13 protein-coding genes are annotated in these 15126 nt (G+C 37.5%); all 13 read right to left on the bottom strand.

The genetic code is table 11. From position 1 onward, the window contains the following. Nucleotides 1-54: 54 nt before the first annotated feature. Nucleotides 55-990 carry an ATP-binding protein gene (locus tag GEZ89_RS07480; protein ID WP_153225558.1) on the bottom strand — a complete coding sequence of 312 codons (936 nt, stop codon included), beginning with the start codon at nucleotides 988-990 and terminating at the stop codon, nucleotides 55-57. Then, entirely contained in the window at nucleotides 991-2259 is a 1269-nt protein-coding gene (locus tag GEZ89_RS07475) for a DNA methyltransferase (RefSeq protein WP_228113878.1), read from the bottom strand. It abuts the gene before it with no gap. A 160-nt stretch (nucleotides 2260-2419) separates the two neighbouring features. Continuing rightward, entirely contained in the window at nucleotides 2420-3016 is a 597-nt protein-coding gene (locus GEZ89_RS07470) for an HAD family hydrolase (RefSeq protein ID WP_153225556.1), read from the bottom strand. Between the two features lie 51 nt (nucleotides 3017-3067). After that, nucleotides 3068-3478: a GNAT family N-acetyltransferase gene (locus GEZ89_RS07465; RefSeq protein WP_153225555.1), complete on the bottom strand. Its 411-nt coding sequence runs from the start codon at nucleotides 3476-3478 to the stop codon at nucleotides 3068-3070. A gap of 99 nt (nucleotides 3479-3577) precedes the next feature. Further along, nucleotides 3578-4951, bottom strand: a complete 1374-nt coding sequence (locus GEZ89_RS07460) for an amino acid permease (RefSeq protein WP_045763853.1) — start codon at nucleotides 4949-4951, stop codon at nucleotides 3578-3580. Between the two features lie 82 nt (nucleotides 4952-5033). After that, nucleotides 5034-5516 carry a transcription elongation factor GreA gene (greA, locus tag GEZ89_RS07455; protein WP_000818756.1) on the bottom strand — a complete coding sequence of 161 codons (483 nt, stop codon included), beginning with the start codon at nucleotides 5514-5516 and terminating at the stop codon, nucleotides 5034-5036. A gap of 354 nt (nucleotides 5517-5870) precedes the next feature. Beyond that, nucleotides 5871-7688, bottom strand: a complete 1818-nt coding sequence (gene mltG / locus GEZ89_RS07450; RefSeq protein ID WP_322741498.1) for an endolytic transglycosylase MltG — start codon at nucleotides 7686-7688, stop codon at nucleotides 5871-5873. A 75-nt stretch (nucleotides 7689-7763) separates the two neighbouring features. Next, nucleotides 7764-8258, bottom strand: coding sequence for a GNAT family N-acetyltransferase (locus GEZ89_RS07445; protein ID WP_153225553.1), 495 nt, complete (start codon nucleotides 8256-8258; stop codon nucleotides 7764-7766). Further along, the gene (locus GEZ89_RS07440) at nucleotides 8255-8770 is read right to left on the bottom strand and encodes a GNAT family N-acetyltransferase (RefSeq protein ID WP_153225552.1); all 516 of its coding nucleotides are present in this window, start codon (nucleotides 8768-8770) and stop codon (nucleotides 8255-8257) included. The genes GEZ89_RS07445 and GEZ89_RS07440 overlap by 4 nt, the downstream gene beginning before the upstream one ends. A gap of 8 nt (nucleotides 8771-8778) precedes the next feature. Further along, complete coding sequence (gene murC, locus GEZ89_RS07435) at nucleotides 8779-10113, bottom strand: UDP-N-acetylmuramate--L-alanine ligase (protein WP_153225551.1); 1335 nt, start codon at nucleotides 10111-10113, stop codon at nucleotides 8779-8781. 11 nt (nucleotides 10114-10124) lie between these two features. Continuing rightward, nucleotides 10125-10721, bottom strand: a complete 597-nt coding sequence (locus GEZ89_RS07430) for a hypothetical protein (RefSeq protein WP_049528575.1) — start codon at nucleotides 10719-10721, stop codon at nucleotides 10125-10127. 58 nt (nucleotides 10722-10779) lie between these two features. Continuing rightward, nucleotides 10780-13866 (bottom strand): DEAD/DEAH box helicase, encoded by a 3087-nt coding sequence (locus tag GEZ89_RS07425; RefSeq protein ID WP_153225550.1) that lies wholly within the window; start codon nucleotides 13864-13866, stop codon nucleotides 10780-10782. Nucleotides 13867-13957: 91 nt separating this feature from the next. Then, the gene (locus GEZ89_RS07420) at nucleotides 13958-15124 is read right to left on the bottom strand and encodes a MalY/PatB family protein (protein WP_153225549.1); all 1167 of its coding nucleotides are present in this window, start codon (nucleotides 15122-15124) and stop codon (nucleotides 13958-13960) included. Nucleotides 15125-15126: the final 2 nt, after the last annotated feature.

Here is a 15126-nt window from a genome sequence, read left to right as displayed (position 1 = left end):
TTTTAATACTTCGCTATATTTTTTTGTAATCATTAATTCAGTATCAAATAACAGTTAGTTGTTAAACAAATTATTATTGATGTAAATCAATGGGGTTAAATTGTTATTATTAGGATTGTAGAATAAAGGTTTAATCTTACGTTTTGCTTTTGAAACGAGATAATAGGCAGCTAAATTAATATCAAGAGAATACCTATCTGAATTAAAACTAAATTCTTCAGAAAAAATATCCTTACCATCTTTCCTAAAGACCAGATTTTGATCAGACGAAGAATAATTTATTTCAAATAACTGCTGAGGCCTATTTTGTGTCTGTAATTGAATTTCATAATCGGTTGAGTTAATCTCTCCATCTATATTAAGTTTTATAATAAAGTTCTTATCGGCAGAAATTTTTCCGTCAGATATTTTATCATCAATAAAAGAATTTAAAATTTTATTTCGATTAACTTCTTCACTAAGATACTTTTTTAAAGTATTAACATTATAATCATTGATTTCAATTTGGATTAATGTACCTATAAAATCACCTGAACTTGAAAGAGTAACATCTAAACGCTTATCTGTTATATTATATTCAGTAACCAAAGAATCAAAATCTACAGTAAACTCTGAGATATGAGTATTTTGAGCTGTTTTCCAATATACTTTTTTCCCAAATCTAAAAACAGATAAGAATCCCAAACCTTTTGAACCCTGAGTTAAGCGTTCAGTGTCTTTATAAGAAATAATTTCTCCATATTTCTTATCACTACTTGATATGTGGAATAATTTCTTAATTCCCTCCGTATCCATACCAATTCCGTAGTCTCGAATTGTAAGTAGTCTAGATTCCGAATCCAATGTAATATCGACACTAGGAGAACAAGCATCGTATGCATTTTTTATTAACTCATTTAGAGCAATAATATTATTTGGAATTTTTTCTGATAACTCACTCAATATATTACCTGCTACAGTAATAGGTACTTGTTCAACTTTATTGGACATTTAAATCTCCTTTATTTTTCTTAATATCAAAACATATTCTTGATTCATTGATTCCACTGATTTATCTTTTACATTCGATAACCTTCTCGGCATTCTCTTAATAGGTATATTTCTTGTAATAGATGCTTCTAATTCAAATCCAATACTCTCAAAATATTCTTGAGTAACTTTAGATAAAGGAACCGTTTTATTATCAACTCGTCGATTGCCTAAAGTTAAAACAATTCTTTTGTTCTTTTTTATAATTCGTCCCATTTGTCCCATTACATCCAAATAGTCAGTTATAAAATTCATAACTTTTTTTCTCTTATCCGTGGCTATACTTTCAACATACTTATTTAAACAATCTGATTGATAGTTTTGTTTAATTCTTCTAATTCTCCCCCCTAAACTATTCGAGTCAATACTTGAATAATTATCTATTAATTTCTCGTCAAAACTTTCCATATCTTTTCTGTCTATCCAGTAAATTGGTAACATAGAATACTGTCCATATGTTACCGTAGTTGAATTATCTCCATAGGGAGGAGAAGTTACAATCAAATCAACAGAATCGCTCTTCATTCCATATAAAATATCTTCCGATTTTCCAATTTTTAAATCAATTTTTTTTCTTCTGTTATAATCAGGTAAATATTGAGAGTATTCGTTAATGCTCTTTATAAAATCTTCAACGATGTGATTTTCCATCTTTTCAATATCGTTTTGCTCTTTTACGTGCAATTTAAATGTTGAACTTCTTGTATTACTGTATTTTTTTAAAATATTAATTAAACACACCCAATAATACTGTCTTACGTATCTGTATTTTTCTCTCTGAATAGCACAACGAATTTTACTAAACGTCATTATAAAATCATTTCGATACCATTTTTCTATATTATAAAAATAATGTTTGTCAAATTCGAAACTATTGCTTTTTAAAAATTTCTCAATTCTATTGTTTGCTATATCTATATATTTTTTGTTAACACCTTGTAGCTTAACTTTTGTAATAAGATTAGCTAAAGGGTTAATATCTATGCCAATCGGAGAAAGGTTATTCTTTTCTCCCTCCACTAGAGTTGTTCCAGAACCATGAAAAGGATCAAGAATATTTGTAATAGATGAATCTTCACTTTTAATTAGCTTAATTAATTCATATTGCATATCAGGAACCATCGTAGCTGGATAGGCACTAATTTTATGTATTCCTGAAGCAGTTACATTTTTAAAGTCCCAGTAATCAATTTCTTTTTCTTTTATTTTATCTACTAAATTCGACTTCAACAATTTAGCCCCCGACTAATATTTTTCTACTATGCAACCTAAGTATAGCATAGAAATTTTTGAACGTAAAGAAATAATATAATTAATCTGTTAAAGAAAACTAAATTAATCTCTATTAACAAAAACCTCTCTACCAGCTAAATGATAGAGAGTTTTCTACTTACTCAAATTTTTTCAAAATATCTACAACGTCACTTCTCTGTTTGACTTGATAGGCTCTGATGCCTAAACTTTCAGCCATGTTAGTGTTGTCTGCTATATCATCAAGAAAGACACAATTTGCTGGATCCAACTGATATTTACGGAGGATTTCTTCAAACATTTTTCGATCAGGTTTGATAGCCTTGATATTACAGGAAAGAACAAAACCATCTAAAATCTTTTCTAGAGGTGCTAGTTGATCTTTCAATAATTCATAAAAAACTGGTGAGGTATTAGATAGAACAAAAATACGATGGCCATTTTTCTTTAAACGTGCAAGAAGCGGAAAGACTTCCGTGTAAATATCGATATAGGCAGGCCAGTTCCAAATAACTTCTTCTACCTTTTTCTTATAGATATCCCCTAATAAAGAAAGAACCTTATCAACCAATTCTTCTCGAGTCAAGGTCCCCAGGTCCAATCTTTCCCAGAGTCCCGACTGAAAAATAGCCTTGTCTAATATCAGATAATCTTTCTGAGTTTTAGCTACAGCTTTCAAAATCTTATCCTTGTTCCATTCCAGTAGAACATTTCCCATATCTAGTATGATATCCATCAACCTACCTCCATTATGATGTGCCTCCCTCTTCAATCGTTCATTTTCCGTTTACAACTCTTTTTGATAATAGTGCCTTTGTCCAGTGTAGGGATAGTCTTTCATAGTAAAAACTTTCTTGTAGCCATACTTCTGATAAAAGGCTGGCGCTTGAAATTGATAAGTATTTACAAAAGCAAAGCGACAGTTTCTCTTTTTAGCTTCACTCTCTGCTTGCTGCAATAGTTGGGAGCCGATTCCTTGTCCTCGCAAGTCTTCTTTCACAAATAAATACTCGATTTCTAGCCAATTCCCAAAGGTCTCTGCTACTAAACCAGCCATGAGTTGACCTTGTTCATCTTCGATATACAGATTAAGTGGCTCACTTTCAGCTGCTTCCCTTTTGGAACGATTATAGGAGCGAATCAAATCCCCTATCTCCTGTGCTTTCTGAGACTCTGTATTCTCCAATCTAATGTGCATCAAAACCTCCTCCAAGACACTTACGCCTTGATTATATTCCTATTTTTAAGAACTGTCAAACTAAAAAAACTCACCAACCTAAGTTGATGAGTTTATAACTTATTTTCTAAATTTCCATTGGCTGTAAATACCAAATGCAACAATCCAGATAGCTGAACCTCTAGCTCCCATTACAGTTGACTCTTGTAAGAAGAGTGTTCCAAATACAAAGATAAAGAAGAGCATAGTCAGAGGATTTAGCAAACGATATTGGGGCATGAGATAGCCATCTGCCATAAAGTCCTTAGACTTACGATATTTGAGATGGGCTACCATGATCAAGATGTAGATAGCGATATAAACACCTGATGAAGAAGCTGTAATCAAAGCAAAGGCATCTGATACGCCAGGAAGTACATTGATGAAGGCTGCAAAACCAATCAATACGGCAGAAGCAATGATTGCATTCTGAGGAACGTTGTGGCGTGAGAGGGTATCTGCCTTAATAGCTTTCAAGAAACGATTTGGTGAATCATGGGCAATTTGGTACAAATGACGACCTGTTGAGTACAGGGTTGAATTCAAGGCTGATGCAGCTGAAGTCAAAACTACAAAGTTAATTAAAGCTGCCGCCCACTTAAGACCAACAAGTTCAAATACCGTTACAAATGGTGAATCTGCTGCAGAAAGCTCACGCCAAGGAATAATAGACATGATGGCTAAGAGAGCTCCACCGTAGAAAAAGATAATTCGCAAGGGAATTTCCTTAACAGCCTTAGGCAAGACTTTTCGAGGGTCCTTGGTTTCAGATGTGGTAACACCGATAAATTCAATCATCAAGTATGCAAAGAAAACCATCTGGAAGGCCATGACAAAGTTCATAGCACCATTTGGGAAAAGTGAGAAGTGTTCACTAATATTGGCAAGACTTGCTGAACCATAAGGTGTTTCAAAGCCAGTCAAAACTAGAAAGACACCTGTCGCAATCATGGCAAGAATGGCCACGATTTTGATCATAGCAAACCAAAATTCTACTTCACCAAAGATTTTAACGGCAATCAAGTTCACTAAGCCGAGTATTGTCAGAAATACAACCTGAATCAACCAAGATGGCCAGGATGGAAACCAAAACTGAACATAGTGAGCAATAGCCGTAATCTCGGCCATTCCGATAAAGACTACTGAGAGCCAGTATGACCAGACTGAGAAGTAACCCCAGCCCTGACCAAGATAACGGGTAATAAAGTTGATAAAGGTATGTTGCTCTGGATCTTGGTACAACATTTCCCCGATAGCACGCATCATAAGATACATAAAGCCACCCGTAATCATATAGACCAAGACGATTGACGGACCTGTCAAACTAATAGAGCGACCAGCCCCTAGAAACAGTCCGGTTCCAATTGTTCCTGCAATGGCCATAACCTGAACATGGCGATTGGTTAACCCACGTTCCATTTTATTTTTCTTTTTGTGCTTATTTTCTGAATTCATATAGTCTCCTCTAGTTTTTAGAATTAAGAAAAGGAGTGATAGGAAGCGCTTTCCCTATATCTACTCCTTCTTTTCATTCCTATTAAACTGTTTTTTCTACTTTTAAGATTTTAACATCATAGCTTCCTACAGGTGTTTCAATCGTAGCAGTATCACCTGTTTTCTTACCAATCAAGGCTTGCCCAATTGGGCTTTCATTTGATACTTTACCTGCAAAGGCATCTGCACCCGCTGATCCCACGATGATATATACTTCTTCATCGTCTTCACCAATTTCTTGGATAGTTACTGTTTTCCCGATAGCAACTTCATCTTGAGCAACCGCATCGCTATTGACAATCTCAGCATAACGGATTTTTGTTTCCAAGCTAGAGATTTGTCCTTCAACGAAGGCTTGCTCGTCCTTAGCTGCTTCATACTCACTATTTTCTGACAAGTCACCGTATGAACGCGCAATCTTGATGCGTTCTACAACTTCTGGACGACGAACTAGTTTTAACTCTTCTAATTCTTTTTCGAGTTTTTCCTTTTCTTCAAGGGTCATTGGATATGTTTTTTCTGCCATTTTTCTCAACTTTCTTTTGATTAAATTTTAATTTCTTTAGCTAGTAAAGCAAAATTATGTGGTAAACCACATAATTTTACAATGAAGACAAAGTCTTTTTATAGCTTTCCTTAAATGATTTTAGTCAGTATCAACCTTTTAAAAATTGTGCCTAAACCTAATAATTCTATCACTTCTAGACCCAGGTTCAAATAAGAGGTAAGCTTTTACTTTCGCAATTTCCGAACGCCTAAAACTTGTGAATTTCAGGCGTTTCTAATCATAGCGGAAAGACTGGTGTGACTTGCTATTCCCGTAAAAAGAAGAGATTCTCTTCTACATTCAGGGATTTAATAGCAAATCTTGTTCTAAGAGTTAGTTTGAACTGCTTGATTGTGTCAGTTTACTGTTGACATGCTCTGCAACGTTTCGATCATGTTCTTCTCGTGTCGTTGCAAAGTAAACCTTACCATCTTGTACGTTGGCTACAAAGTAGAGATAGTCGCTCTTAGTTTGATTGATACTTGCTTCAATTGCATCCAGACTTGGACTGTCTACTGGGCCAGGCATTAAGCCAAGGTTCGTATAATCATTATACGGTGAATTGATTGTTGTATCAATTGCTGCATCATCTGCCAAGCTAATATTTTGTCCTAGCTTACCTTCTGCATAGAGAATAGCAATATTACTCTGAAGTGGCATACCAAGGTTCAAACGATTATAGAAAACTCCAGCGATCAGTTTGCGATCATCAGTTTTCAACCCTTCTTTTTCCACAAGTGATGCAATGGTGAGGAGTTCATTCACTGTTAAATTCTTTTCTTTGATTGCAGTATAATGCCCTGACAAGTTTTGGTCCATAGCTGCCACCATTTCATCAATCAAGCTTTCAACAGTTGTGCTTTCTTTAATGCTATATGTTGCTGGGAAAAGATAACCTTCTAAACGATAACGAACACCACTTTCTTTAGTTGGTAGACTTCCGAGAAGGGTTGGATACTTAGCAACTAATTGAGAGATGAAGGTTTCATCTTGAACTTTTGCCAAGAAGGCATCAGCCGTCAAAGGTTCTTTAAACTCTCCTTGAAGCTGACCAACTGTCTGTGCAATTTGATCAAGGGTATAACCTTCAGGGATTGTAAGATTTGCAAGTGCAACTTCTTGAGGTTGAGGCGTTCCACCCTTTTGCAATTCTTTGATGATATCATCTGTACTCATGCTCTTTTGCAAATTATAGTAACCAGATTTCAAATCATTGTAGTCTTTATACTTAGCATAAAGGCTAAAGATAAAACCGTGTTTTATCAATTCAGATTTTTCTAAGGTATCACCAATTTGCTGAAGATTGGCCCCTTCTGGAATCTGAACCGTAACATACTGTTTTGAATTAGCATCAACCGGTTGGAGTGCAGATTCGACATAACGGTAACCAAAGAATCCACCCACACCTAGTAAAATCAATAAAACAAATACTGTTACGAAAAATCCTTTCAAGCGTGATTTTTTCTTTTTCTTGATTGGTTTCACTGATTCTTTACGACTTCTTCTAGGAAGCTCCGTTCTAGTTTCAACTGGAGCAACTGGTTCTTGACTTGGAGTTTCTTTTGCAAGAACTGTTGGTTTCAGTTGAGGTTTAATATTCTTTCGAGCAGGACTTGGTTTGGCCTGATTCGTACGATAAGAAACTGGAATCCTTGTCGAATTAGCATTGAACTCTTTCTCTTCTTGAACCGGCTGAGCAGGTACATGAGATTCAACTGGATCTACAGTAGGTACTACTGGTTCTGTAGCTACTGCGGATTCTGTAGGTGTAACTTCTGCTGGAACTACAGCTGGTTCTGCAGGTGTAACTTTTTCTGGAGCCACAGCTGGTTCTGCAGGTGTAACTTTTTCTGGAACTACAGCTGGTTCAATAGGTTCTTCTGATGATAAAGATGGACGTGGTGGAACTGTTGGAGCATTAGCAAATAGTTCATCCACTAGTGAAACTGAATCTTCCATCAAATCTTCTACAGACGGCTCTTTCACTAATTCATCTGTCTTTGAAAGATTACTGAAATCAGAGAAAAGCTCATCCTTACCACTCTCGGTAGCGTTAACCTCTTCTTCTCTTTTCAATCTTTCTAAGTCTCGTAAAATTTGTTCTTTAAAACTTAACTTTTCTTCTTCTCGAGAATTTTCGCTCAAAGGTATTACCTCCTTGTTGATAATCCATAATATTATATCTCAAAAACTAAAGAAAAGCAACCATAGATGCCTTTCTGATGCCTAATTCGTGTTTTCCCAGACCATATCATACCATTCTTCACCAGCAAAAGTCGACTTGGATTTTCCTTCATTTACAAAACCATGTTTCTCATAATAGCCAATGAGATAGTCATGGCAGGTTAGATTGATTCCCTCACGCTCATGCTCAAAAGCGAGATCTTTTAAAGCGGTCAATAATTTTCGTCCGACACCTAAAGCTTGAGCTTTCTTAGCAATGGATAGACAAGTCACAGAGATATAGCCACCTTTTTGACGGCTGTAATCTTTAATGTCTTCTGTAAAGGACTGGTCTTGTAAATATCGATGAGGGACTACTGGTCCCTCAATATAGCCTAGTATTTCCCCCTCTTTTTCAGCCACTAAAAAACTGGTCTTAATTTCCTTCAGATGAGCTTCAAAAACAGGACGAGGAATGGCTTCTTCAATTGAAAAATTTTCTAGTTCAATTTCAAAGATACGATCTAAATCTGTCAATCTAGCTTGTCTAATAATCATATTTCCTCCTGATAATAGGGATTCTGCCAACGCATGAGAAAGGCAAATTCACTGTTCCTTTCTCCCTCTACGATCCCTTGTTCCACAAATCCATTCATTTCAAAGTAGGCCAGCAACTCATCCTCACAAAGCAGATAAAGACCTGGTCTATTTTGCTGACGGGTAACTTCCTTCAAAGCTGCTAGCAACAAGGTTCCAAAGCCTTGCCCTTGGTAATCTGGATGAACAGCTAAATCTTCAAGGATGATTGAGTTCTCACTAATGAATTCCTCATCTCCGATCTCAAGCATCCATTTTCTTAAAGAGGGAATAGGAAGTATCGCCGCAATGATATAAGCAATCCCTTGATCATCCAGGCTAGCTAAGAGAAACGTACCCGCATGGTTGCGGATACGTTCTTCTATTATTTCTCTATTCAATATTTCTAGGGAATTTGAAATACTTTCTTGTATCAAGCAAATCTGATTTATATCTGATTGCTGTGCTTCCCTGATTTTAATTGGAAATTCCATGTTCTTCCTTACTGAACATTGCTTGTCAAATTAGACAAGAGACGTTCGAATGAATATTCATAAGTTTGGATATCGCCAGCTCCCATGAAAACATAGACAGCATTGTCATGGTCTAGGAGTGGAGAAACATTTTCAACAGTGATAACTTGATGTTTCTTGTTGATTTTATTGGCAAGGTCTTCTACTTTGACATCACCATGGTCCACCTCACGAGCAGATCCATAGATTTGTGCTAGATAAACTGCATCAGCCTGATTCAAGGCTTGGGCAAAATCGTCCAACAAGGCGATTGTACGAGTAAAAGTATGCGGTTGGAAGATAGCCACGATTTCCTTGCTTGGATATTTCTGACGTGCAGCATCAAGAGTCGCTACGATTTCAGTTGGGTGATGCGCAAAGTCATCGATGATAACCGTGTTATTGACAATCTTTTCTGTAAAGCGACGTTTCACTCCTCCAAAAGTCTTCAAGTGTTCACGCACCAAATTCAAATCAAAGCCAGCAGTATAAAGCAAACCAATTACTGCAGTGGCATTCATGATATTGTGACGGCCGAAAGTTGGAATGTGGAATTGGCCCAACTCTTGACCACGGAAGTGAATGGTGAAGGTTGAACCTGTAGTAGAACGAAGTAAATCGCTGGCTACAAAGTCATTGTTGTCTGCTTCAAAACCGTAATAATAGATTGGGGCATTTGCTGTAATCTTACGCAACTCAGCATCTTCACCATAGACAAACAAACCTTTGGTAATTTGTTTAGCATAATCATTGAAGGCGTTGAAGACATCTTCCAAGCTTGTGAAATAGTCAGGATGGTCAAAGTCAATGTTCGTAATAATAGAATATTCTGGGTGATACGGCATGAAATGGCGCTCATACTCGTCTGATTCAAAGACAAAATACTTGGCATTTTCAGAACCACGACCTGTACCATCTCCGATCAAGTAGCTTGTATCAGTGATGTGTGACAAGACGTGAGAAAGCATCCCTGTCGTTGACGTCTTACCGTGTGCACCTGCAACTCCCATACTGATAAAGTCACGCATAAAGCTACCAAGAAACTCATGGTAACGTTTGTAGCTGATACCATTTTGGTCTGCATAAGCAATTTCAACATTGTTATCTGGACGGAAGGCATTACCGGCGATAATTTCTAAATCACCTTGAAGATTTTTTTCATCAAAAGGTAAAATTGTAATTCCTGCTTGCTCTAGTCCACGTTGAGTAAAGTAGTACTTTTCAACGTCAGAACCTTGCACTTTATGCCCCATTTGGTGCAACATCAAAGCCAAGGCACTCATACCTGATCCCTTGATTCCGATAAAATGATAGGTTTTTGCCATTTTCTTCCCCTCTATTCGCTCATTCTAGTCAAGTTAAGCTCTTGGGCCACTTGACGTTCTTGTTCTTTTTGTTTACTTTTTTTGTTATAAATTTGGCTTTTCTTTAAAAAGTCATAATTGTTTTTCTTGGAATGACTTGTCTCACCATCTGAAATTGGATGTTCCACTTGAGAAACTGTTTCTGCCAAAATATAGTGAGACTGACCTAACTTCTGACTATATTTCGCAAATTCTCCTGGATTTTCCTTTTGAAAAGGTGCTGTCGGTTGATTTGCTGGACGCACATGGCTTGTCTTCGGTTGACGTCTCGTATGACTTACATCCTGAGTCAAATATCGAGCCGATCGCTTCTTTTTCAAATCCGCGCGAGCTTCTTCACGCGCTAATTCAGCATAGGATTTTTCTTTTTTCTCAATCGATTTTACAAGAGGCTTGGCTTCCTCTTGCTTTTTGTCTTCAGTGATTGGAGACCATTCTAAGTAGTTTTTATCTTGGTAATCACCTTTTATATTACTGATGAAATCAGACTCATCGTAGAGATTCATAACTGGCATTTCTGTCAACATGACTTCATCATCTGCCACTATTGGAAATCGTTTTTGTGTCATATTTATTTCCTTTCAATACTCCATTATAGCGTAATGTCTTGATTTTTCAAGTATAGGCTCATGAAATCCCTAAAATTTCTCGTATTTCAGCTAGACTCAGACTGCCACGAGACTCTGTTCCATCCAAGATTTCAGAAACAAGATTTTTCTTTTTCTCTTGTAATTCTTGAATCTTTTCTTCAATTGTACCTCGAGTCACAAGGCGATAAACTTCAACAGCTTGCTCTTGCCCCATACGATGGGCGCGACCGATAGCCTGCGATTCAACTGCAGGATTCCACCATAAGTCTACTAGAATGACTGTATCGGCACCAGTGAGATTGAGACCGACCCCGCCAGCCTTTAGGGAAATTAAAAATACATCGCGCTCACCTTGATTAAAGGCTTTGGTCATCTCTTGACGTTCTTGCGAAGGTGTTGAACCCGTAATTTTAAATGAAGTCAAACCTAAGTCAGGCAGCTCTTGCTCAATCCGATCCAGCATACCTCTAAATTGTGAGAAAATAAGTACACGATGCCCACCTTCAGCAATCTGAACCAGCAAATCTCGTAAACTATCCAGTTTCCCGCTTTCTCCTTGGTAGTCCTCCATAAAGAGCGCAGGCGTATCACAAATCTGACGCAGACGCATGAGTCCAGTCAAAATTTCGACGCGATTTCGTTGAAATTCCGAATCGCTTACCTGTCCCAAACGTTCCTGCATCTGTTGCAGTTGAGCAAGATAGATAGCTTTTTGTTGATCCTCCAGTTCATTCTTATAGACAACTTCAATCAAGTCAGGCAACTCTGTCAAAACCTCTTCTTTCTTACGTCTCATGACAAAGGGTTTGATAAATTGAGCCACTCTCTCGGTTGATAGTTTCATAAACTCCTTCTTAGCAGGTAAGAGACCTGGTAAGACAATCTGAAAAATCGACCAGAGTTCTCCCAGATGATTTTCAATCGGTGTTCCTGATAGTGCAAAGACAGATGGAACCACAAATCGTCGTAAACTTTGAGCAATCTTCGTTTGTGCATTTTTCATCACTTGAGCTTCATCTAGAAAAAGAAAATCAAAAGATAGGTCTCGATAAATTTCACTATCTTGACGGAAAGTAGCATAGCTTGTCACATAAATCTGATGATTTTCTGCCAAAATTGACTCTCGATGAAATTTTAAGCCATGCACAACCGCGACATCCAAATCTGGAGCAAACTTTTGAAATTCATCAGCCCAGTTATAGATTAAGCCAGACGGAGCAAGGATTAGGACACTAGTATCTGCTTGAACCTGACTACTTAAAAAGGCGATAGTTTGCAAGGTCTTCCCAAGTCCCATATCATCTGCTAAAATCCCACCAAAGCCATAATGGTGAAGCATCTGAAGCCACTGAATTCCCTTTTTCTGATAGTCTCTAAGTGCTGCTTGGATATTCAGCTCTTTCATCGGAAAATCTTCTGGATGCGTCAAATCATGGGCCAGATTACGAAATTCTTCGGTGAAAGAAATTTGATCCTGGTCCTTAAATAAATGAGATAGAGTATAAGCTAGGGATTTACGAGCTCGAAAAGCTCCATCTTGTAGGTCCTCTATCCCTAATTCTTCTAAATCCTTACGGATACGCTTGGTCTGATCATCGAAATAGTAAACCTGATTCGAAGAGCTGATGTAATAATCCTGCTTCTCAACTAGCGCTTTCATCGCTCTATCGATTTCATCTTGACCAATCCCTTGAAAATCAAATTGAATTTCTAATAGGCTTCCCTTGGATGAGATGTGTACTTGAGGCTTCTGAACCTGATAAAGGTCTTGCAAGCTCTCAGAAATCTTTAATTCTCCAAGTGCTGCAAAGGATGGCAAAACTTCCTGAAAGAAGGCATGGACTGCATCAGCTTTCAAACTTTGACGCCATGAACGAAAATCTGCTTCAAATCCAGCAGATAGAGCCAACTGAAAGATTTGCTTCTCCAGTTGAATATCACTAGCAAAAGGAAGACTCTCCAGTTCATTGCGATTTGTTACTAAGCAAGTTTCATACTGAAACTGCATATCCAAACGAATAGAACCGTCCTCTTCTCCTTCCATGTAGAAAGAAGGACGGAAAGACTGAATTTGAAGCGCATCAGGGGCTTTTACCTCTCCTATGTCTTTAAACTGCGACAAGGTCGAAGCTAAAAGATCTCGATCACTAGTATCAAATTGTAAAATCTTTCTACCACTTTTATCAATAGGGACTTTTTTTAATTTTTCTATAAGTCTAGCTTGTTCTTTAGACAGAAGATAAAATGTACCTTTAGTAAACAAGACTTGTCCCTTATAAAACGAATTAAGCCCTACCTGTTGAACAATTTCCATCTCATAATAGTTGGATTTTTCTTCAATTTGAAAGGTAAACAAACCTGCTTGACCATCAAAATCTTGAAATACAAGATGAGGATAGCTTGAAATCTGATGGTCAAATTGGAATGCATCTAAGCCCATCAGCAGACTAACACCCTGCTCAAAAAAAGACAGCGGGAAATAGAGATGACGACCTTGATTCTGGAAAAAGAGAGCATTTTCAGCGTCATCTTCTAGAAGTCCCTGAAGGAAATTCAGAACAAATTGGCTACTTTCATCAAACTGACGAATATTCAAGGAAGTTTCATATAACTTTCCAATCATGTAGGGTTTACTAGTTTCTAAAACCTTCAGAAAAAGGGGAATATCTCGGATTACATAAAATTTCTGTGTCTGGATAAGACCGACTCTCAAAGTCCAAATAATGCGATTAGTCCCTGCTTCAATCTGCCCCTGAGCAGACAACTGATAGATTTCAGAAAGACAAGGAATTTGAATGGATTCTAAAAACTTTCCTCCAAAAGTAACCTGAGTTTCAACTTCTTCTTTCTGTTCGTACACATTTTCCAGATTTCCCAAGAGTTCCTGACCAATGTGATCATTTTTCAGGTAATGCTCTAGTGCTGCCAAATGCACACAGAACCCTCTTTTTTGGAAAAAATCACAAGCACAAAAAACCAAATCATCATCCAGGCTATAGCGAATTTCTTCATTTGCTACACGCGCATAGAGGCGATGGTCTTTCTCTTTGATAATTTCAATCTGACTAGTTTCGTAGAGTTGAGCTCCCTCCATTCGAAGCTTCCCTGGAATCAATTTAGCCATATTTTCCCCTTTACTTTATCTCTTAATTATACCACATTTCTTCTTACGAAAATAGCCTTCTCAGAAGAGTTCTCTTCTTGAAGGCTAATGTTTAAAATTTTGTAAATGCTGAGATGATTCGTTGGCAAACTTCTTCCAAGACAGATGTCGGCATGGCTACATTTAAGCGAGCGTGGAGGGCTCCTTCTTCACCAAAATCCAAGCCTCTGTTCAGGATAACCTTGGCTTCGTCTCTTAAGAGGCTTCTTAGTTCTTCATCGCTAATATCATAGCCTGAAAAATCAAGCCAAATGAGATAGGTCCCTTGAGGTTTCATGACCTTAATTTTCGTTTCTTTTCCAAACACATCGACTACATAATTGATGTGCTTCTCGATTAGTTCTTTGAGTTCTGTTAACCAATCTTCACCATAGCGATAGGCTGCTTCTGTTGCCAAATATCCCAACCCTGAGATTTCATGTTGATTATTAGCCAGCTGGCGCTTTTGGAAAGCAAGTCTCAACTTTGGATTCTCGATAATAGCGTAGGAATTTTTCGTCCCAGCAATGTTGAAGGTCTTGGTAGCGCTGCTTAAAATCAGTGAAAATTCTTTAAAATCTTCATTTACCGTATTGAATGACTGGTGTTTGTTTCCAAACAAGGCTAAGTCTTGGTGAATCTCATCAGACACCAACAAAACTCCATGTTTTTGACAAAGTTGTCCAATCTTCTCTAAGACTTCCTTCTCCCAAACACGTCCACCAGGATTATGAGGGTTGCAGAGAACGTAAAGTTTCACATCCTCTTCAACAAAGTCTTTCTCTAATTGATCAAAGTCAATCTCAAAAAGTCCGTCTTTTTCTACTAGAGAGTTGGTGTTTAGTCTACGATTATTAAGCTTAATACTGCGAGCAAAAGGAGGATAAACTGGTGTGTTAATGAGTACTGCTTCACCCTCTTTGGTAAAGGCTTGGATGGCTGTTGAAATAGCTGGTACTACTCCTTCGATAAAGACTAGGGCATCCTTATCAAAGCGATAGCCGTGCTGTTTTTCCTCCCAGTTTTGAACGGCTTCAATCAAGCCATCACTAGCATAGGTATAGCCATAGACTAATTGCTCAGCATAGTCATGGACTGTCTGACGAATCTCAGGTAAGACTTCAAAGTCCATATCAGCGATCCAGGCTGGCAATACTTGACGGTCAGTCTCTGCTTCTTTCCATTTGTAGGTATGATGTCCAAAACGATTGGGCAAGGTCGTAAAATCATATTTTCCCATAG

The organism is Streptococcus mitis (assembly GCF_009496285.1).
Lineage (GTDB): Bacteria > Bacillota > Bacilli > Lactobacillales > Streptococcaceae > Streptococcus > Streptococcus mitis_BP.
This window is presented reverse-complemented; position numbering and strand designations above follow the sequence as displayed.

What these genes read in the sequence shown, in the direction of transcription:
- GEZ89_RS07480 (WP_153225558.1), bottom strand. Translation starts at nt 990, where the DNA reads ATGTCCAATAAAGTTGAACAAGTACCTATTACTGTAGCAGGTAATATA.
- GEZ89_RS07470 (WP_153225556.1), bottom strand. Translation starts at nt 3,016, where the DNA reads ATGGATATCATACTAGATATGGGAAATGTTCTACTGGAATGGAACAAG.
- GEZ89_RS07465 (WP_153225555.1), bottom strand. Translation starts at nt 3,478, where the DNA reads ATGCACATTAGATTGGAGAATACAGAGTCTCAGAAAGCACAGGAGATA.
- GEZ89_RS07460 (WP_045763853.1), bottom strand. Translation starts at nt 4,951, where the DNA reads ATGAATTCAGAAAATAAGCACAAAAAGAAAAATAAAATGGAACGTGGG.
- greA (WP_000818756.1), bottom strand. Translation starts at nt 5,516, where the DNA reads ATGGCAGAAAAAACATATCCAATGACCCTTGAAGAAAAGGAAAAACTC.
- GEZ89_RS07445 (WP_153225553.1), bottom strand. Translation starts at nt 8,258, where the DNA reads ATGATTATTAGACAAGCTAGATTGACAGATTTAGATCGTATCTTTGAA.
- GEZ89_RS07440 (WP_153225552.1), bottom strand. Translation starts at nt 8,770, where the DNA reads ATGGAATTTCCAATTAAAATCAGGGAAGCACAGCAATCAGATATAAAT.
- murC (WP_153225551.1), bottom strand. Translation starts at nt 10,113, where the DNA reads ATGGCAAAAACCTATCATTTTATCGGAATCAAGGGATCAGGTATGAGT.
- GEZ89_RS07430 (WP_049528575.1), bottom strand. Translation starts at nt 10,721, where the DNA reads ATGACACAAAAACGATTTCCAATAGTGGCAGATGATGAAGTCATGTTG.
- GEZ89_RS07425 (WP_153225550.1), bottom strand. Translation starts at nt 13,866, where the DNA reads ATGGCTAAATTGATTCCAGGGAAGCTTCGAATGGAGGGAGCTCAACTC.
- GEZ89_RS07420 (WP_153225549.1), bottom strand. Translation starts at nt 15,124, where the DNA reads ATGGGAAAATATGATTTTACGACCTTGCCCAATCGTTTTGGACATCAT.